Below are 19,473 nucleotides of genomic sequence, written 5' to 3'. Positions count from 1 at the left end.
GCCGCGGTCACGCCGCGCCCGCCGCGACGGGGAGCCCGGACGTACGCCACTCCAGCATCCCGTCCTCGAGGCGCCGTGCCTCGACGCCGGCCCCGCCCAGGATGCGGACGGCGTCGTGCGCCATCACGCAGAAGCTGCCGCGGCAGTAGGCCACCACCGGCGGCGCGTGCCGCAAGGCGTCCGTCTCGCCGTCCAGCGTCTCGAGCGGCATGCTCCGGGCGCCCGGGATGTGGCCGGCGAGGTACTCCTCGGCGGGACGCACGTCGAGGAGGGTGACCTCGCCGGACGCCAGCAGCTGCTCGAGCTCGTCGCGCGTCACCAGGCCCACCTCCCCCGAGCCGGGCAGGTCGAGGTAGGCCTCGAGGGCCCGGCCGACGTCGGCGGAGCGGTCGCGGGCGACGGCGCGCATCGCGGCGTAGAGGTCGGCCACGTCGTCGCCCGCGAGGCGGTAGAACACCTTGGTCCCCTCGCGCCGGGTCAGCACCAGGTGGGCGAGCTTGAGGACCTGCAGGTGCGCCGAGACCGTGCTCACCCCCATCCCCGCGGCCCGGGCCAGCCCGTCGACCGTGCGCTCGCCCTGGGCGAGCAGGTCGACCAGCTCGAGCCGCTTGGCGCTGCCGAAGGCCTTGCCGACGACGGCGAGCTCGTCGAACAGGTGGTGGCGACGCTCTTCGTTCATCGTTCCTCCAATGATCTTTGGAAGATCGTAGGTTGTCTTGCTACGGTCCTCCCATACCCCCCAGGGTATCCATCGAACCTAGGAGGCCCCATGCCCATCCCCGTCACCGTCGTCCCGATCGACACCCCCGGCCTCGGCGACCGCACGTACGTGGCCCACGACGGCGCCGTCGCGCTCGTCGTCGACCCGCAGCGCGACATCGACCGCGTCCTGGCCGCCGCCGACGAGGCGGGCGTGCGGATCACCCACGTCTTCGAGACCCACATCCACAACGACTACGTCACGGGCGGGCTGGCCCTGGCCGAGGCGGTCGGCGCCGCCTACCTCGTCAACGTCGACGACCCGGTCGCCTTCGAGCGCACCCCCGTCCGCGACGGCGACGTCGTCGCCGTCGGCGACACCATGCGGGTGCGCGTGGTCCACACCCCCGGCCACACCCACACCCACCTGTCCTTTGCGCTCTCGGCCGGCGACGAGCCCGTCGCGGTGTTCACCGGCGGGTCGCTGCTCCACGGCTCCACCGGCCGTCCCGACCTGCTCGGCCCCGACCACACCGACGCCCTGGTCCACGCGCAGTGGCACTCCGCCCAACGCCTCGCCGACGAGCTGCCTGACGACACGTCGGTCTTCCCGACCCACGGCTTCGGCAGCTTCTGCTCGGCCACCCAGTCCGACGCGACCGCGAGCACCATCGGCGACGAGAAGCGGACCAACCCGGCCCTGACCAAGGACGAGGCGGACTACGTCGACGGCCTGCTCGCGGGCCTCGAGGAGTTCCCCGCCTACTACGCCGAGATGGGCCCCGCGAACACCGCCGGCCCGCGGGCGGCCGACCTGTCCGACCCCGAGCTCGCCGACCCGGCCGAGCTGCGCCGCCGCATCGACGCCGGCGAGTGGGTCGTGGACCTGCGGACCCGGTCGGCGTTCGCCGCCGGTCACCTCAGCGGCAGCGTCAACTTCGGCCTCGACGGCCAGTTCGTCACCTACCTGGGCTGGATCCTCCCCTACGACGCGACCATCACGCTGCTCGGCGAGACCCCCGAGCAGGTGGCCGAGGCGCAGCGCGAGATGGTCCGCATCGGCATGGACCCGGCCGCGATGGCCACCGGCACGCCCGAGGACTGGGCCGACGGCGCCCCGCTCGGCAGCTTCCCGGTCACCGACTTCGCCGGGCTCGCCGCGGAGATCCGCGAGGACCCTGCCGGCGAGCGCGTGGTCCTCGACGTGCGCCGCCCGGCGGAGTACGACGCCGGCCACATCGCCGGCGCCGTCAACGTCCCCGTCCACGCCGTCCTGGCCCACCTCGAGTCGATCCCGCAGCAGAGGCTCTGGATCCACTGTGCCGGCGGCTACCGCGCCGGCGTCGTCGCCTCGGTCCTCGCCGCGCGCGGCCACGACGTCGTCGCCATCGACGACTCGTACGACGAGAGCGCTGCCGAGGCCGGGCTCACGCTCGTCTGAACCTCGCACTCCCCCACCCCCCGATCAGGAGACACCTGCCATGACCAGCACCCCCACCGAAGCCCGCACCCTCGACGCCCACACCCTCCAGGAGCGCCTCGCCGACGGCGAGCCGCCGCGCATCCTGGACGTCCGGACCCCGGCGGAGTTCGACACCTCACACATCCCCGGCGCCTACAACGTCCCGCTCGACACGCTCCGCGAGCACCGCGACGAGCTGCGCCGCCACCTCGACGAGGACGTCGTCCTGGTCTGCCGCTCGGGCGCCCGGGCGACGCAGGCCGAGGGCGCGCTGCGCGAGTCCGGGCTCCCCGGCGTCCGGGTGCTCGACGGCGGCATGACCAGCTGGGAGGCCATCGGCGCCCCGGTCAACCGTGGCCGTCAGACCTGGGAGCTCGAGCGCCAGGTCCGCCTCGTGGCGGGCACCATCGTCGCCGGCAGCGTCCTCGCGAGCACCGCCGTCCCGCGGCTCAAGTGGGTCGCCGCGGCCATCGGCACCGGACTCACCGGCGCGGCGCTGACCAACACCTGCGCCATGGGCGTCGCGCTGTCGAAGATGCCGTGGAACCGCACCGCCGACTCGTGCGACATCGACGAGATCGTCGCCGCGCTCTCCGGGGACGACGCCGCATGAGCCCCACCGTCGCCGTCGTCGTGGTGCTGGCCGTGCTCGTCGGCGTCTCGCTCGGGATGCTCGGCGGCGGCGGCTCGATCCTGACCGTCCCGCTGCTCGTGTACGTCGCCGGGCTGGACGCCAAGGTCGCCATCGCGGCCTCGCTCTTCGTCGTCGGCGTCACCTCCGTGGCGGGCCTGGTCAGCCACGCCCGCCACGGGCGGGTCAAGTGGCGCACCGGCCTGATCTTCGGACTGGCCGGCATGATCGGCGCCTACTCCGCCGGTCTCGTCGGCGGGCACCTGCCCGGCAACGTGCTGCTCATCGCGTTCGCGGCGATGATGGTCGCGACCTCGCTGGCCATGCTCCGTGGGCGCAAGAACCCGCCGGCCCACGCGTCGGACGGCGAGCTGCCGGTCAGGCGGATCGTCGTCGACGGCCTCGTGGTCGGCGTGGCCACCGGCCTGGTCGGAGCCGGCGGCGGGTTCCTCGTCGTGCCGGCCCTGGTCCTGCTCGGCGGGCTGCCCATGTCGGTCGCGGTCGGCACGTCGCTGCTGGTCATCTCGATGAAGTCGTTCGCCGGGCTGGCCGGCTACCTCAGCTCGGTCGAGCTGCCGTGGGGACTCGTCCTCAGCGTCACCGCCGCCGCGGTCGTCGGCAGCGTTCTCGGCGGCCGGCTCGCGGGCCGGGTGCCCGAGGCCCGGCTCCGGCGGGCGTTCGGCTGGTTCGTGCTCGTCATGGGCGGCTTCGTCCTGGTGCAGCAGGGCCCGGCCTGGGCCGCCCCCGCCGCGCTGACGGTCATCGTCACGGCAGGGCTCGCCGCCGGCGCGTGCTGGCAGTTCGTCCGGGCCTGCCCGCTGCGCCGCGTGGTCGCCGGATAGCTCCGGTCGGTCAGTCCTGCCGTCCGGAGCGGTGCGGGTGGTCGTCGTGGCGCGGGTCCTGCTCGGGATAGCCCGCCTTGGGCTCGACGCCCTCCGGCTGCGGCTCCTCACCGCCCGGGCTCTGCTCGGGAGGTGCGTCGACCGGGGACCCCTGGGCCGAGGTGTCGCGGAGGCCGTCGGCCCCCTGCTGTCCCGGGCCGGTGTGACCGACCCACTCGCTGCTCGAGCCCATGCCGCCCGCGGCACCGTCGGGCCCCGAGCTGTTGGGGGTCGACTCCCGCTCGACCTGTTCCGGCTTGTCGTTTGTCATCGGCGCCTCTTCCTGTCGCGACGACCGGTCCGGGTCGTGCGTACGCGTGACGCCCGGACGCGGCCTGCCACCGGCGGTGGTGGTGACGCCCGGTACCCCCGCTCCCGCCTCGCATGTGCGGGCGCGTCGCCGATCCGGAGAGTCCACGGGGTCACGCCAGGGCCGAACGGCGCACGCCGGAACCGTGCACGTCGCACGCCCCGGACGTGCCACCCGAGCCGGCCGGGTTGCAGCCCCCGGCCGGCTCGGGAGCTCAGGTGGCCATGTCGAAGACCAGGCGCGCCGGGACCGCTCCCGACAGCACCTCCTCGAAGCAGGCGTTGACGTCCTCGAGGCGACGCGGCTCGGCGACCACGCGGGTGCGCCCGTTGGCGTGGAGGGCGAAGCAGTCGGCGAGGTCGTTGCGGGTGCCGACCAGCGACCCCGTCACCGAGATCCCCTTGAGCACCGTCTCGAACACCGGGAGCTCGAGCCGGTTGTCGGCGGGCAGGCCGACCAGCACGAGGCGGCCGTTGGGGTTGAGCGAGGCGTGGGCGGCACGCATCGCGGCGGGCGACGGGACGGTGACGACCGCGATGTCCACCCCGCCGAGGGCCTCGAGCTCCACGGCCTGGTTGCCCCGCCCATCCACGACGTGGTCGGCGCCGAGCTTCTTGGCCAGGTCGAGCTTGGCGTCCTCGACGTCGACGGCCACCGTGGTGGTGCCGAACACCTTGGCGTACTGCAGCGCGAGGTGGCCCAGGCCGCCGATGCCGACGACCATCGCGGTCTCGTTGGGCTGCGGGTGCGCCACCTTGAGCGCCTTGTAGGTGGTGACTCCCGCACAGGTGAGCGGCGCGGCGTCGAAGGCCGACACGCCGTCGGGCACCGGCACGGCGTGGCTGGCGTAGCCGATCGCGTACTCGGCGTAGGAGCCGTCGATCGTGTAGCCGGTGAACTCCGGGGTCACGCAGTAGGTCTCCCACCCACTGACGCAGTAGCGGCACCGACCGCAGGCACGACCGAGCCACGGCAGGGCGACCCGCGTGCCGACGACGGGCGTGTCCACGTCCGGGCCGACCGCGACGACCTTGCCGACGCCCTCGTGACCCGGGATGAGCGGCATCTTGGGCTTGATCGGCCACTCGCCGCGCGCGGCGTGGATGTCGGTGTGGCACAGCCCGCTCGCCTCGATCTTGACCAGCACCTGCCCGGGGCCGGGCTCCGGCGTCGGGATGTCGCGGATCTCCAGCGGCGCGCCCATCTCCGGGACTACTGCTGCTCGCATGTCGTTCTCCTCAGGTCGGTGCTGCGTGGGTGCTGCGTGGGCGCTACGGCGGTGCTGCGGGTGCTACTTGTTGAGCTCTCCTGCGTCCTCCAGGACCAGGTCGGCGGTCGACAGCCCGCGGTCGGACGGCACGATCCGCACCGGGCAGTGCGCATTGGCCATCACGGCGCGCGCGGTCGGGCCCAGGTGCAGGGCGGCCGCGACCCCGCGCGGCCTGCGGACCAGCACGATCTCGTCGACCCGCTCCGAGGCGCTCACCAGGGCGTGGGCCGGCTGGTCGTGGACGACGCGCACCTCGACCTCGACGTCGGGGTAGACCGCCCGCCACTGCTCGAGCTCGCGGTCGACCTCCTCGTGGGCGCGCTCGGCCCAGTCGGTCTCGGCGACGCGGTGGGCCACCACGTCCTCGTAGAAGCTGGGCAGTCGCCACGCGTGCAGGACCACCAGCCGGGCTCCGCGGGTCTGCGCGGTGGCGAACGCCTCGGCCAGGAGCTCGGGCGAGCCGTCGGGCCGCTTGATGCCGACCAGGACGGTCCCGGTGGGCTCGCCCCCGGGCCACGTCTCGGGCACCGTGACGACGGGGGCCCGCGAGCTCGCCGCGACGGCGGTCGACACGTTGCCGGTGAAGATGCGGGCGGCCACCGGACGACGGTCGGCGCCGAGCACCACGAGCGGGGCGTCCTCGCTGACCGCCAGCAGCGCCGGCACCGCGCCCTCGCGGGAGAGGCTCGTCGCGAGCCGGGTCGACTCCGGGGCCCGGGCCTCGTCCACCGTCCTCTGCACCACTGCCTGTCCGGCGGTGGTCAGGTCATCGACCGGCAGGGGGTACATCGGCGTCATCGGCACGAAGATCGGCACGGCGTGCACGACGTGCACGCCCGCCCCGAGGCGCGCAGCCTCGGCGACGGCGTAGCGCAACGCCTGGACGCCTGCCCGGGACCCGTCGACGCCCACCACCACGTCGCCGTCCCCTGCAGCCGACCTCCGGTCCTTCGACATCTCCACGCCTCCTCGTCCCGGCGGGCACCTCCCGCCACCACCATCCTTTCGGTGGACCGCGGCCGTTGGGGAGGGCCGACGGCCCGTCAGGACATGGGACCTTGTGCCCGGACGCCCTCAGCGGAGCGGGTCGAACGCGACGAGCTCGGCCGGCGTGGCTCCGGTCGCGATGCGCCGGGCGAGCAGCCTCCCGGTGAGCGGCCCGAGGGCGATGCCCCACATGCCGTGTCCCCCGGCGACGAAGACGTCCGGCGCGTCGGTCGCACCGATCAGCGGGAGCCCGTCCGGGGTGCACGGACGGGCGCCCACCCACTCGTCGCGCCGGTCGTCGAGGTCGATGCCGTCGAACAGCGGGCGGGTCGCCTCGACGATCGCCTCGATCCGGCGCGGGTCGAGGGGGGCGTCGGTGTCGCGGAACTCCATCATCCCCGCGACCCTCAGCCGGGGCCCGTCGGCGGTGGGCAGCGGCGTGCACGCGACGCGCTGGGCCGGGAAGTAGACCGGCGTCTCGGGCAGCCGGTCACCGCCGACGCTGAACGAGTAGCCGCGGCCCGCCTGCACCGGCTGGCGCACGCCGAACCGGCGGGCCAGGGTGCCGATCCACGCGCCATTGGCCAGCACGACGGCGTCGTAGCGCAGCGGTCCGGCAGCGGGGTCGTCGGTGGTGACCAAGGCGCCCCCAGCGGTCTGGCGCACGTCCGTCACGGCGCTCGACTCGCGGATCTCGCCGCCTCGCGCGACGAACGAGTCGGCGAGGGCCGCCAGGAACGCCGGCGGGTCGAGGTAGCGCTGCCCGTGCAGGACGACGGCGCCGCCGATGGCTGCGGTCAGCGACGGCTCCAGCGCGCGGGCCTCGCTGCCCGACAGGACGTCGTACGTCACGTCCTGTCCGGCGCTGCGCACGTGCTCGAGCTCCTCGACGAGCACCGCCCGCTCCTCGGCGGTGCGGAAACAGGCGAGGAACGGGTCCGCGAGGCGCGTGGTCGCCTCGACTCCCCCGGTGGCCAGCTCGTCGAACGCCGCCAGCGCCTGGCGGTTCATCGGGGCGTAGGCGCGCATGCCGATGCCCCACCGGCGCGCCGTGCTGTGGCGGACGAACCCGGCGAGGAAGCGCGCGAGCCGCGGGTCGAGCCGCGGCGGCAGGTAGACCGGCGAGGACGGGCTGAGCACGGCCCGCACCCCGTAGGTGAGCACGGCCGGCTCGGGCAGGGGCGCGGTCAGGGAGGGGGTGAGCCAGCCGGCGTTGCCCCAGGAGGAGCCGCCGGCGACGTGGCGGCGTTCGTGGACGGTGACGTGGAAGCCGTGCTCCTGGAGGAACCAGCCGGTGGACAGGCCCACCATCCCGGCTCCGACGATGGCGACGCGCTTGGTCATGGCTCTGCTTTCTGCAAGGGGAGGTCGGGAGGAACGCCGACGGGGCCGTCGTCGTCGCGGGGTCGGCGGGACGAGCGGCCGGGGCAGCGCGGCGCGACCCGGTGCGGGCGCGCGAGGGCTGCGTGCGGCGGGTGGGCGCGACGGTGGGCGCACCCGGGGCGGTCAGGTCAGCGGGGCCGGAGGGGCGCGGTCGACACTGCGCCGCAGGACGTCGAGGCCGCGGACGCCGCGGGCCTCCTCGCTGAGCTCGAGCGCCAGCAGCGCGGCGCCCGACGGCACCCGCGACGGCCGGTGGACGCGGTCGGCCGACGCCGCCGCCACACCCGTGCCGTCCACCATGGGGCGACCCTAGCGGGAGGGCCCGGTCGGCCCGCACCGGCCCGGGAGGGCGCGGCGACGGGCCGACGTGGTGGGACTGCGCGGCTCAGCGCCGGACGGTGAACCGCCACCTCTCCACGGTCCGGTTGCCCAGCGCATCCTCGGCGACGAGACGCACGGTGTGACGGCCGGGAGACAGCGCCCGCCTGGGCGTCCAGCTCATCCGCCCGCTCCGCGCGTCGTAGCGCACCCCGCCGACCTTGGTGCCGTCGACGAAGAGGGTCAGGTCGTCGGCGCGCACCCGGGAGTGCCGGTCGGAGACGACCGCGCCCACGGTGGGCGTCCGGTCGCGCGTGGTGCCGGTCGGGGTCAGCTTCCGTACCGTGGGCCCCGTGCGGTCGACCGTCCAGGTGGCCGTCGCCGGCGTGGCGTCGGTGCCGCCCGCTCCCACCGCCCGGACCCGCACCCGGTGCCGCCCGTCGTCGAGGTCGCGGTAGGTCTTCGGCGACGTGCACGCCCGCCAGGCCGACCCGTCGATGGAGCACTCGAACCTCGCTCCCCCGGCGCCGGGACCGGTGGCGGTGAACCGGATGGTCGCCGTCCGCGCCCGGGTGGCGTCACGCGGGGCGCCCGTGATCCTCGTGTCCGGGACCGGCTGCTCGGCCCGGGTGACCGTCACCGTCACGGTGCCGGTGTCGGTGTCGGTGCCGTCGGTCACGACGTAGTCGAACGTGTCGGTCCCGAGGTGGCCGGCGTCGGGGGTGTAGGTCACCGTGCCGTCGGCTGCCGCGACGGCCGTGCCGTGTGCGGGCTTGGTCACCGACTGCACCGAGAGCTCGTCGCCCTCGTCGGCGTCGGTGTCGTTGGCCAGCACGGCGACCCTGACAGCGGTGCCCTGCGGAGTGGTCGCCGTGTCGTCGACCGCCTTCGGGGCGGCGTTGCCCGGGTCGACCGGGTCCTCGCCGTCGACGAGGAAGGTGTCGAAGGAGACCTCGTCACCCTCCTGCAGCACGCCCGCGGCGAACACACCGAACCGCGGGCCGGTCATCGGGTTGACGACCGCCCGGGGCATCTCCACCCAGGTCGCGCCGCCGTCGAAGGACGCCTCCCCGGTGTAGGACGTGCCGGCCTTGGTGAGCCGGAACCGCATGTCGCTCAGGTCGGTGCCGTCGGGGATGGCGAGCTCGGGCTGCGGGTCGCCACCCACGATCCGGTCGTCGACCTCCGAGCGCAGCTCGACGCGGTTGGGCGCCGTCCGGCCATCGTCGGAGATCACTACGAGCTTCACGTAGTTGGCATCGTCGCCGTAGGCCATCAGGCCGGCCTGGCTGTAGCCGCCGTCGAGTCCCTCCACGTCGGCGTGTGCCTCGAGCGTCCAGTCGTCACCGGCGTGGTCGGGCGACTGCAGGATCAGGTTGGACTTGCCGGTGCCGCCCTGGTAGATCTCGCCCCGCGTCGTGGTGAGGAACAGCCGCCCGTCGGCCACCCGGCGCGTGGCCGGATCGTCGGCGACGATCGCGTCCCACCGGCAGGTGTCGAGCGCGTCCCCGTCGAACGTGTCGTCGGGGGTGTCGGTCTCACAGGTCTCGGCGACCGTGACGGTGACGGTGCCCGTGTCGGTGCCGCCGTTGCCGTCGCTGACCACGTAGTCGAACGTGTCGGTCCCGGAGTAGCCGGCCTCGGGCGTGTAGCGGACAGTGCCGTCGGTGTTGATCCTCGCCGTGCCGTGGGCGGGCGTGGTGACGGACTCGACGGTGAGGTCGTCGCCGTCGGGGTCGGTGTCACCGGCGAGCACCGAGATGGTGACCTCCCGCCCGGCCGTGGTGACGGCGGTGTCGTCGTCGGCGACGGGCGGACGGTTCTCCGCCGCTGCCGGGGTGAGCCGGAAGTAGTCGAACGACGCGGTCCGGCCCGGTTGCTGCACGCCGAGGGCGAACAGGCCGAGGTCCAGGTCGGCCGTGGGGTGGGTGACGGTGCCCACGGCCTGCCACTCGCCGCCGTCGACGGCGACCTCACCGGTGTAGCTCGACCCGTCCTTGGTCAGCCGCAGGCGGTACGACGTCACGTTGGCCGGCAGGTCGACCTGCGGCTGCGGGTCCTGGATGGCCCCACCCAGCTCGGAGCGCAGCTCGACCCGGTTGATCCGGCCCTGCCCGGTGTCGGAGATGACGTCGAGCTTGACGTAGTTGTCGTCGTCGCCGTAGGCGAGCAGGCCGCCCTGGGCGTAGCCGTCGGTGAACGTCGCCGACAGCCTGGTCTCCGCGACGTAGTCCGTCGGGAGGTTGGCGGCCGACTGCAGCACGAAGTTGGTCGCCCCCGCCGCGTTGGGCGTCTGGTAGATGTCACCTTCCGTGGTGGTGATGGTGAGCTCGCCGTCGGCCACCTCGTAGGTGGTCGGGTCCTCGCGGACGATGGCGTTCCAGCGGCACTCGTCGAGGGAGGTGCCGGTGAACTCGTCGCTCGGGTCGGTGGCGCCGCTCGTGCCGTCGGGCTCGAAGCGGATCCAGTCGAACGTCGCGGTCGGGCTCGTCGTCGCGCCGCCCGACACCGCGGCCGGACCGATCCGCGGCGTGGCGAACGTGCTCATCGGCGCGGGCCGCCCGACCGGGGAGAACGTCTCGCCGTCGGCGGAGTAGGACGCCCGAAGGTCGGTGCCGTCGGAGGTCAGCCGCACGTAGTAGGTCGACGGGAACCCGGCAGGCACGCCGCCGAGCTTGTCGGCCGCCTCGTTGCGCGGTGCGCCCTGCGCCTCGTAGATGAACTCCACGTCGCGGTTGCCGCCGGCGGAGATGAGGTGGACCGAGGCCCAGTTCTCGTCGTCGGAGTAGAGCCGCAGCCCGGCCTGGTGGTAGTTCTCGGTCACCTCGGCGGTGACCTTCGCGGTCACCTCGAACGCGCCGTCGGGCGCCTCCTGCACGATGATGTCCTTGGCGTTGCCGCCGATGCCGTAGAGGCTCCCGGTGTCGATCGGCAGCTGGAGACCGCCGTCGGCCACGCTCCAGGTGCCGCTGTCGCGGATGACGTCCCACTTGCCGTCGAGCGAGGTGCCGTCGAACTCGTCGGACTGCTGGACCCCGCAGGCGTTGAGCACCCGGATCGGGACCGTGGCCGAGCCCGACGCGCCGGACGGGTCGGTGGCGGTCAGCCGCGCGGTGTAGGAGCCCGGCTCGGTGTAGGTGTACTGGGCGTCGAGGCTGGTGGCCGTGTCGGCGTCACCCGGCACGCCGAAGTCCCAGCGGTAGGTCAGCTCGTCACCGTCGAAGTCGGACGCGGAGCCCTCGAAGTCGACGGTCAGCGGCGCGGTGCCCTGGCTGGGGGTGCCCTGCGCGCCCACCTGCGGACGTGAGTTGACCGAGACGCCCTTGCCGGCGGCGTCGAAGAAGTTGACGTTGAACAGCCCCGTGGCGGCGGGGTCGTCGTTGGTGAAGACCAGGAACAGCTCGTGCGAGCCCTCCCGCGCCGACTCGGCGATGTCCATGTCGACGAACTGCCACTGCTGCCAGCCCCCGGTCACCGGGACGTCGACCGAGCCGGCCAGCGGCCCGGTGGGGCTGTCGAGGTGGGCCTCGATGGTGCCTCCGACGCCTCCCGACGCGACCCGGAAGCGCAGGCGCGGCACCTGGTGGAGGCTGATCGGCGCGTAGGACACGTGGTCGCCCGCGTCGATGTTGGACAGGTTGCGCGAGCCGCCGAGGGGATCGGTCGTCGCCTCGGTGGCGACTCCCTGCTGGGTGTCGACGTGCTCGGCCTGCTTGCGCTTGGGCTGCAGGACGACCTCGTCCTCACCGGTCAGCGTGCGGACGCCGCCCCCTCCCTCGTCGGTGTAGCTGGCGTTGATCACCCCGAAGATGTCGGCGGAGGCGTCGTGGCCCTCGTCGCGGACGGTCGGCAGGACGACGTCGCAGCCGGTGCGCGAGCTGAGCGGGTGGCCGTGGGAGTCGTGGCCGAGGATGTAGTCGATCTCGACCCGGTCGCAGTCGATCTCCCCGTCCTCGGGGTCGGTCACGGTGACCTTGACCCGCACGGAGTCGCCGAACTCGAAGAACGCGCCGTCGGGCGGCATCTCGATCTCGACCGTGGGCCGGGTGTTGCCGACCGTCACGACCGCGGTGGCCACGCCGGTGCGACCGGTGGTGTCGGTGACGGTCAGACGGGCGTCGTAGACGCCGTTCTCGGTGTAGACGAACGTCGGGTCGGCCTCCCTGGAGTCGACGGTGCCGTCGTTCTGGAAGTCCCAGGCGTAGGACACGATCGAGTCGCCCTCGTCGGGGTCGCTCGATCCGGCGCTGGAGAACCGCACGGTCAGCGGGGCGGTGCCCGAGTCGGGCGTCGCGGTGGCCGACGCCGACGGCGAGCGGGCGCCCTCGTTGATGGCGTTGATCTTGTAGACGGCCGAGTTCTCGTTGCCGGTGAAGTAGCCGCCGTTGCCGTAGTCGAGGACGTAGAGCGAGCCGTCGGGTCCGAACTCCATGTCCATCGCGGCGTAGAGGGTCGAGGAGTCGAAGAACGGGTCGATGCCGGCCACGTCGCCCTCGGCGTCCATGGCGATGTCGCGGATCCAGCCGCGGGTCCACTCGCCGGCGAAGAAGTGGTTGTCGAAGTACTCGGGGAACTTCACGTCGGAGTCGAGGTCGGGGTCGTAGTTGTAGACGGGGCCCGCCATCGGGCCCTCGCCACCGCCGCCGAACTCGTTGGTGGTGACGCCGCCGTAGGTGACGCTCCCCCCGTCGTACTTGATCCAGGCGGGCTGGGCCGGCGGGAGGTTGGTCAGGCCGGTGTTGTGCGGGCTGTTGTTGACCGGCGCCGTGCAGTCGAACTTGGGGCCGGTGGTGTTGGTCGCGAAGTCCCACTCGTTGTAGGTCTCGGCCGGGGTGTTGGTGCCGGTGCAGTAGGGCCAGCCGAAGTTGCCGGCCTCGCGGATCTGGTTGAACTCCACGATGCCCCCGGGGCCACGGTTGGGGTTGGCGCCGCCGGCGTCGGGTCCGTACTCACCGAGGTAGACGTAGCCGGTGCGCTTGTCGACCGTCATCCGGAACGGGTTGCGGAAGCCCATCGCGTAGATCTCCGGGCGGGTCTTGCCCTGGGCGTCGTCGGCCTCCGGGAACAGGTTGCCGTCGGGCACTGTGTAGCTCGCGGCGGTCGGGTCGGGCGTGATGCGCAGCACCTTGCCCCGCAGGTCGTTGGTGTTGGCCGAGCTGCGCTGCGCGTCGTAGGCCGGGTTGCGGGTGGCGCGCTCGTCGAGCGGCGCGTAGCCGTCGGAGGCGAACGGGTTGGAGTCGTCGCCGGTGGAGAGGTAGAGGTTGCCGTCGGCGTCGAAGTCGATCGCTCCGCCGGCGTGGCAGCAGATGCCGCGGTTGGCGTCGACGCGCAGCAGCTCCTGCTCGGTGGAGGGGTCGAGGTCGTCGTCGACCATCTTCATCCGGGTCAGGACGTTGTAGCCCTGCCACGTCGCGAACTGCTCGGCGGTGCCCTCGTTGGGGGCGTCGCCGGCCGGCGTGGCGAGCGGCGGTGCGTAGTAGAGGTAGACCCAGCCGTCGTCCTCGAAGTCGGGACTGACGGTGAGGCTCTGCAGGCCGTCCTCGTCGTGGGAGTAGATCGGGACGTCGTGGAGGAGCGTGGTGTTGCCCTCGAGGTCGGTGAGGAAGATGCGGCCGTCGCGCGCGTTGTGCAGCACGCGGCCGTCCGGCAGCACCGAGATGCTCATCGGCTCGCCGACCTTGTCGACGCCCTTGGCCAGGGTGACCTGCTCGAACGACGCGTCGGTGGGCGGCGGCGCCGTGCAGCCGTCGGGTGCCTCGCCCGCGGCGTACTGGATGCCGCCGAGCAGGTGCAGACGGAAGAGGGGCTCGGAGAAGGACGCGTCGGTGTGGCCGCCGCCGGTGTAGAAGCTGCGGCCGCCGTCGAACTCCTGGTACCAGGCGATCGGGTGGTCGTCGTCGCCCGGAGCGCCGTCGTTCTCGTCGTAGGTCGACTCGTCGAGCGAGGCGATGACGTTGATGTCGCTGTTGGTGCGGGGGCTGTAGTCGGCGCCCCCGCCGTTGACGACGGGGTCGGTCGGCGACTGGAAGTTGTACCACTCGTCGGTGCGCGTCCACCGTGCCGGCAGCGCGCAGGACGACGGCGTGCTCCGGTCCTCGACGTCGATGGTGGCGGTGGGAGTGCCGGCGGGGTGGCTCTGGAAGTAGGCGCCGACGAGCCGGCCGTACCAGGGCCAGGTGTACTCGGTGTCGGAGGCCGCGTGGATGCCGACGTAGCCGCCGCCGGCACGGATGTAGGCCTCGAACGCCGCCTGCTGGGCGTCGTCGAGCACATCGCTGGTGGTGGACAGCCACACCACCGCCTCGTACTTCGCGAGGTTGGCCTCGGTGAACTGGGCGGGGTCCTCGGTGGCGTCGACGGTGAAGCCGTACTGCGCCCCGAGCCGCCTGACGGCCCGGACGCCCGCCGGGATCGAGTCGTGGCGGAACCCGGTGGTCCTGCTGAAGACGAGGACGTCGAAGGTCGGCTCCACCGCGGCGGCCACCGCAGCCGTGGGCGCCGCCGTCCGCTGGGTGGTGCCGGCCAGCGGTGGCGGGGCGGCGGCCGCGGCGGGGGCGGTGGCGATGCCCCCGGCGGCGACGGCCACCGCCACCAGTCCCGCGAGGGATGTCCTGACACGTGCCGCGGGTGAACGGAAGCTGCGCATGCTGTCCTGCCTTCTCATGGCCGTGCGGGGTTGCTGGCGCCGCTCGGGGACCGGGCGGCGAGGCCGGCTGCGAGGGCAGCGGCGCGGGAACGGGGCCGGAACGGGAGCCGCGACGAGCGCGGCGAGGACCCGGGGCGGGGCAGAGGGGAACTCGCCATGGCGACCGTGGCCCCTCTCCCGACGCGGGTGGCCGAGAGTCACCCGTGATGCTCGTCACACTAAGGACCCCATTTCGCCGGAGTCAACACACAAGTGCCCCCACTTCTCGCGATCGGCCGCCAGAACCCTCCCGACATCCGGCGGATCGGGGCGCGCGCAGGACGAGCCGGACGTCGGCCCGGTGAGGACCGACGCCCGGCTCGGCGTGGTGATCGACCCGGTCAGGGCAGGGGCGTCGGGTCGGTCGGGTCCGGCGGCACCGGCACCGATCCGCGGATCTGGTTCTGCGCCTGGCAGTGGCTGGTGCAGTTGGTGGCGCCGGCCGAGAGCTCGATGGCGTCCTCGCCGAGGACCCCGCCGAGCCGACCACCCGGCGCGACCGACCACCGGGTCGTGCGGCCGTCCTGGAACAGCTTCGTGGCGGCCTGGGGGCTGTCCTTGCCGAGCAGCATCTGGTGCGACCCCGGACCGGACGTCACCGCGTCGACGCCGTTGCCGAAGTTGATCTTCCCGGTGTAGCTGTTGACGAAGTAGAACAGGCCCGGGCCGAGCGTGTGCACGAGCTCGACGTTGCCGGCGAACTCCGGCTCCATCTGGAGGATCCCGCCCTGGGGAGCGTCCTTGGCCTGGACCTTGAGCTTGCCCGCGGCGGTGCTGAAGATCGCCTCGAACCGGTCGTCGCGGACCTCGAGCCGTTTGAGCACGGGCGCGCGGAGCTGCGCCGGCGTCAGCACCGGGACCTTGGAGGCGAAGACCACCGTCGGCTCCGTGACCATCCGCTCCGGCGACGCAGCGCCGGTGAGGGTGTAGTCCCGGACGCCGAACGTCGCCGCGTCGAGGGTGAACCGCGTGTGGGTGCCGACGACCGTCACGACGCCCGAGACCGGGAGGTCGCGCAGCCGGACGTCGCGCCCGGGAGCCGGGTCGTAGGTGCGGCCGTTGACGGTGACGGCGTAGTTGCCGGACGACGAGCCGCCGTGGTCGCGATCGTCGTCGCCCCCGTCGCCACCGCCCTTGGCGTGGGCGATGCCGGTGGTGGGGACGAGGAGCACGGCGCTCGCGAGGGCGGCAGTGGCGAGTCGGAGCTTGTTCATGGTGGCGGTTCCTCCCGGGACGTGCCGACCCGGTGGTCGGCTGGTGACCCCAGTCAAGGCCCGGCCGGGTCCCGGTCGACAGATGTCCGATGGTGCTAGTACCGCCTCGCCCGGGCGCGGATCAGCGCCGGCGACCTCGGGCCGCCAGGCCTACTCCCCGCCGGACGCGTCCTGCTCGCCGACGACGGCGAGCGCCTGCCGGGCGATCTCCCACTCCTCGTTGGTCGGCACCACCAGGACCGCGACGTCGGAGCCGTCGGCCGACACCGTGGCGGCCTCCTTGCGCCCCACGGCGACGTTGCGCTCGGGGTCGAGGACGATGCCGAGCCGATCGAGGCCGCCGAGGGCCGCGGCCCTCACGTCAGGGCTGTACTGGCCGACCCCGCCGGTGCAGACGACGGCGTGCACCTCGCCGAGCGCGGCGTAGTAGGCGCCGACGTACTTGCGCACCCGGTAGGCGAAGACGTCGAAGGCCAGCGCCGCAGCGGCATCGCCGTCCTCGCGGCGCTGCTCGAGCACGCGGAAGTCGTTGACGCCGGAGAGGCCGAGGACGCCCGACTCGCGGGTCAGCGCGCGGTCGATGTCCTCCAGCGACCAGCCGAGCGTGCGCTGCAGGTGGCCGAGGATCGCCGGGTCGATGTCACCGGAGCGGGTGCCCATCACCAGGCCCTCGAGCGGGGTGAACCCCATCGAGGTGTCGATCGACCGACCGCCCCGGATCGCGGCGGCCGACGCCCCGTTGCCGAGGTGCAGCACGATGAGGTTGGTGTCCTCGACCGTGCGGCCCAGCATCTCGGCGGCACGACGGGAGACGAAGGCGTACGACGTGCCGTGGAAGCCGTAGCGCCGGACGCGGTGCTCGTCGCGCCAGGCCACCGGCACCGCGTAGGTGTAGGCGTGCTCGGGCATCGTCTGGTGGAAGGCGGTGTCGAAGACCGCGACCTGCGGCACGTCGGGGAAGAGCTCGCGCGCGACCCGTAGTCCCTCCAGGTTGGCGGGGTTGTGCAGCGGCGCGAGCGGCACCAGGTCCTCGAGGGTCGCGAGCACGCGGTCGTCGACCACCGCCGGCTCCGAGAAGGAGCTGCCGCCGTGCACCACCCGGTGGCCGACCGCGGCCAGCGCGTCGCGGTCGATGGCGGGCCCGTGCTGGCGGAAGGCCTCGACGGTCGAGCGGAGCGCGTCCTCGAAGTCGGCGACAGGCCGCTCCTCGACGTGGGCCCGGCCGTCGACGGAGTGGGTGAGCCGGCCGGACTCCTCCCCGATCCGCTCCACCGACCCGGTCGCCTCGGCCACGCCGGTGATGCCGTCGAGGAGGCGGTACTTCAGCGAGGAAGAGCCGGCGTTGAGCACCAGCACCTGGGTGGTCATGAGAGCTCCTGTGCCTGGATGGCGGTGATCGCGACGGTGTTGACGATGTCGCGGACCAGCGCGCCGCGCGAGAGGTCGTTGACGGGTTTGCGCAGGCCCTGCAGCACCGGCCCCACCGCCAGCGCCCCGGCCGAGCGCTGCACGGCCTTGTAGGTGTTGTTGCCCGTGTTGAGGTCGGGGAAGACGAAGACGGTGGCCCGCCCGGCGACGGCGGAGTCGGGCAGCTTGGTGCGGGCGACGGCGGCGTCGATCGCGGCGTCGTACTGGATCGGGCCCTCGACGAGCAGGTCGGGCGCCCGCTCACGCACCCGCGCCGTGGCCTCGGTGACCTTGACGACGTCGGTGCCGCTGCCCGACGTGCCGGTCGAGTAGGACAGCATCGCCACCCGCGGCTCGATCCCGAACGCGGCGGCGGTGCGGGCGGAGGCGATCGCGATGTCGGCGAGCTGCTCGGCCGTGGGGTCGGGGTTGACGGCGCAGTCGCCGTAGACGAGCACCTGGTCGCGCAGGCACATGAAGAACACCGACGACACCACCGAGACCTCCGGCACCGTGCGGATCACCTCGAGCGCCGGGCGGATCGTGTGGGCCGTGGTGTGCACCGACCCCGAGACCATCCCGTCGGCCAGGCCGAGCTCGACCATCATCGTGCCGAAGTAGGAGACGTCGACCACGATGTCGCGTGCCGCCTCGAGCGTCACGCCCTTGTGCGCGCGCCGCTGGTGGTACTCCTGGGCGAACCTCTCGCGCAGCTCCTCGTCGTAGGGGCTGAGCAGCCGGGCGCCCGAGACGTCGATGCCGAGGTGGGCCGCCTTGGCCCGCACCGACATCGGGTCGCCGAGCAGGGTCAGGTCGGCGACGTTGCGCCGTAGCAGGACGTCGGCGGCGCGCAGGATGCGCTCCTCCTCCCCCTCCGGCAGCACGATGTGGCGCCGGTCGGCGATCGCGTCGTCGAGGACCTGGTGCTCGAACATCAGCGGCGTGACGACCGACGTGCGGGCCACCTCCAGGCCGCTCATCAGCTCCTCGCCGTCGACGTGGTCGGCGAACATGGTCAGCGCGGTCGCGATCTTGCGCGGGGAGTCCTTGTCGAGGCGGCCGCGCCGGTTGGTCAGCGCGGTCGAGGTGGCGTGGGTGCCGAGGTCGGTGGCCACGATCGGCAGCGCCACGTCGATCCCGTCGAGCAGCCGGTCGATCTGCTCTGGCAGCGGCAACCCGCCGTTGAGCACGATGCCCGAGATCTGCGGGAAGCTGGCCGACTGGTGCGCGCTCAGCACGCCGAGCACCACCTCGGGCCGGTCGCCGGGGGTGACCACGAGGGCGCCGTCGAAGAGCCGGTCCAGCACGTTGGGCAGCGTCATCGCCGCGACCACGAGGCCCGGCACCTCGCGCGCCAGCTGCTCCTCCTCGCCCCGCACGAGGCGCCCGTCGCAGGCCGCCATCAGGTCGGCCACCGAGGGGGCGCTCAGCAGCGGCTGCTCGGGCAGCGCGAACGCCGGCACGCCGTCTTGGCGCAGGGCCGTCGCCGTGCGGTCGAGGGCGGCGGGGTCGACGCGGTTGGCGATGACCGCGAAGAGCGTCGCGTGGTTGGCCGCGAGCTCGGCCTGGGCCATCGCGGCCGCCGTGCGCAGCTGCTCGACGCCCCGCTCGTGGCCGTTGAGCACCAGCAGCACCGGGGACCCGAGGTTGGCCGCGACCCGCGCGTTGAACGCGAACTCGGCCGGGGCGCCGACGTCGGTGTAGTCGCTGCCGACGACGACGACGGCGTCGCTCTTCTCCGCGACCTGGTGGTAGCGCGCGACGATGCGCTCCATCGCCGCGTCGGGGTCGGCGTGCACGTCGTCGTAGCTGACCCCCGCGCACTCGTCGTACGTCAGCGCGACGGCGTCGTGCGAGACGAGCAGGTCCAGGACATAGTCGTGGACCTCGCCGGCCGACGCCTCGGCACGGACCACGGGCCGGAAGACCGCGACCCGCGCCACCCGCCGCGAGAGCTGTTCGAGAACGCCGAGCGCCACCGCCGACTTGCCCGTGAAGCCCTCGACCCCCGCCACGTACACGCTGCGTGCCATGTGTCGAGACTAGACCGCTCGCCGGTGGGCTCTCCGGGGGGTACGAGAGCCCGGGCGCCCGCGCCGCTCGGACGGAGGCGGCGGGGTGGCTCCGGACCCGCGCTGTGATCTTGTACACGGTCTGTCCATGGTTTTCGCTTTTCGGCTGTTGGGCAGACCGTGGGCACGTCAGGATTCTGGGAGCTCGTACCCG

At 73.2% G+C, this 19,473-nt stretch carries 13 protein-coding genes; 3 read left to right on the top strand and 10 right to left on the bottom strand.

Features of this window, described 5'->3' with window-relative positions; genetic code table 11:
• Positions 1 to 7: 7 nt before the first annotated feature.
• On the bottom strand, positions 8 to 679 hold the full coding sequence (locus tag JX575_RS07805) for a metalloregulator ArsR/SmtB family transcription factor (protein WP_186341886.1): 672 nt from the start codon (positions 677 to 679) through the stop codon (positions 8 to 10).
• A gap of 90 nt (positions 680 to 769) precedes the next feature.
• On the opposite strand from JX575_RS07805, the gene JX575_RS07800 reads away from it, so the two are divergent.
• The 3 genes from JX575_RS07800 to JX575_RS07790 are packed head-to-tail and all read left to right on the top strand — an operon-like array spanning position 770 to position 3,634.
• On the top strand, positions 770 to 2,140 hold the full coding sequence (locus tag JX575_RS07800; RefSeq protein ID WP_186341885.1) for an MBL fold metallo-hydrolase: 1,371 nt from the start codon (positions 770 to 772) through the stop codon (positions 2,138 to 2,140).
• A gap of 40 nt (positions 2,141 to 2,180) precedes the next feature.
• Positions 2,181 to 2,774, top strand: a complete 594-nt coding sequence (locus JX575_RS07795; RefSeq protein WP_186341884.1) for a rhodanese-like domain-containing protein — start codon at positions 2,181 to 2,183, stop codon at positions 2,772 to 2,774.
• Complete coding sequence (locus JX575_RS07790; RefSeq protein ID WP_186341883.1) at positions 2,771 to 3,634, top strand: sulfite exporter TauE/SafE family protein; 864 nt, start codon at positions 2,771 to 2,773, stop codon at positions 3,632 to 3,634. Before JX575_RS07795 ends, JX575_RS07790 begins: the two co-directional genes overlap by 4 nt.
• Before the next feature lie 10 nt (positions 3,635 to 3,644).
• On the opposite strand, the gene JX575_RS07785 is transcribed toward JX575_RS07790, so the two are convergent.
• The 9 genes from JX575_RS07785 to pta form a co-directional block, all read right to left on the bottom strand.
• Positions 3,645 to 3,944 carry a hypothetical protein gene (locus tag JX575_RS07785; protein WP_186341882.1) on the bottom strand — a complete coding sequence of 100 codons (300 nt, stop codon included), beginning with the start codon at positions 3,942 to 3,944 and terminating at the stop codon, positions 3,645 to 3,647.
• 253 nt (positions 3,945 to 4,197) lie between these two features.
• Positions 4,198 to 5,211: a zinc-dependent alcohol dehydrogenase gene (locus JX575_RS07780; protein WP_186341881.1), complete on the bottom strand. Its 1,014-nt coding sequence runs from the start codon at positions 5,209 to 5,211 to the stop codon at positions 4,198 to 4,200.
• Positions 5,212 to 5,274: 63 nt separating this feature from the next.
• Positions 5,275 to 6,210 (bottom strand): universal stress protein, encoded by a 936-nt coding sequence (locus JX575_RS07775; protein ID WP_186341880.1) that lies wholly within the window; start codon positions 6,208 to 6,210, stop codon positions 5,275 to 5,277.
• Positions 6,211 to 6,327: 117 nt separating this feature from the next.
• Positions 6,328 to 7,584, bottom strand: coding sequence for an FAD-dependent oxidoreductase (locus JX575_RS07770; protein WP_186341879.1), 1,257 nt, complete (start codon positions 7,582 to 7,584; stop codon positions 6,328 to 6,330).
• Positions 7,585 to 7,746: 162 nt separating this feature from the next.
• Entirely contained in the window at positions 7,747 to 7,923 is a 177-nt protein-coding gene (locus tag JX575_RS07765) for a hypothetical protein (protein WP_186341878.1), read from the bottom strand.
• Positions 7,924 to 8,008: 85 nt separating this feature from the next.
• Positions 8,009 to 14,587, bottom strand: coding sequence for a ThuA domain-containing protein (locus tag JX575_RS07760; RefSeq protein ID WP_186341877.1), 6,579 nt, complete (start codon positions 14,585 to 14,587; stop codon positions 8,009 to 8,011).
• A 380-nt stretch (positions 14,588 to 14,967) separates the two neighbouring features.
• On the bottom strand, positions 14,968 to 15,840 hold the full coding sequence (locus JX575_RS07755; protein WP_186341876.1) for a hypothetical protein: 873 nt from the start codon (positions 15,838 to 15,840) through the stop codon (positions 14,968 to 14,970).
• Positions 15,841 to 15,990: 150 nt separating this feature from the next.
• Positions 15,991 to 17,208, bottom strand: a complete 1,218-nt coding sequence (locus JX575_RS07750) for an acetate kinase (protein WP_186341875.1) — start codon at positions 17,206 to 17,208, stop codon at positions 15,991 to 15,993.
• The gene (pta, locus tag JX575_RS07745) at positions 17,205 to 19,280 is read right to left on the bottom strand and encodes a phosphate acetyltransferase (RefSeq protein WP_186341874.1); all 2,076 of its coding nucleotides are present in this window, start codon (positions 19,278 to 19,280) and stop codon (positions 17,205 to 17,207) included. The genes JX575_RS07750 and pta overlap by 4 nt, the downstream gene beginning before the upstream one ends.
• Positions 19,281 to 19,473 lie beyond the last annotated feature (193 nt).

Origin of the sequence: Nocardioides sp. zg-1228 (genome assembly GCF_017086465.1) — a bacterium.
Lineage (GTDB): Bacteria > Actinomycetota > Actinomycetes > Propionibacteriales > Nocardioidaceae > Nocardioides.
The sequence above is the reverse complement of the archived record's forward strand: the minus strand, read 5'-3'. Positions and strand labels throughout refer to the sequence as shown.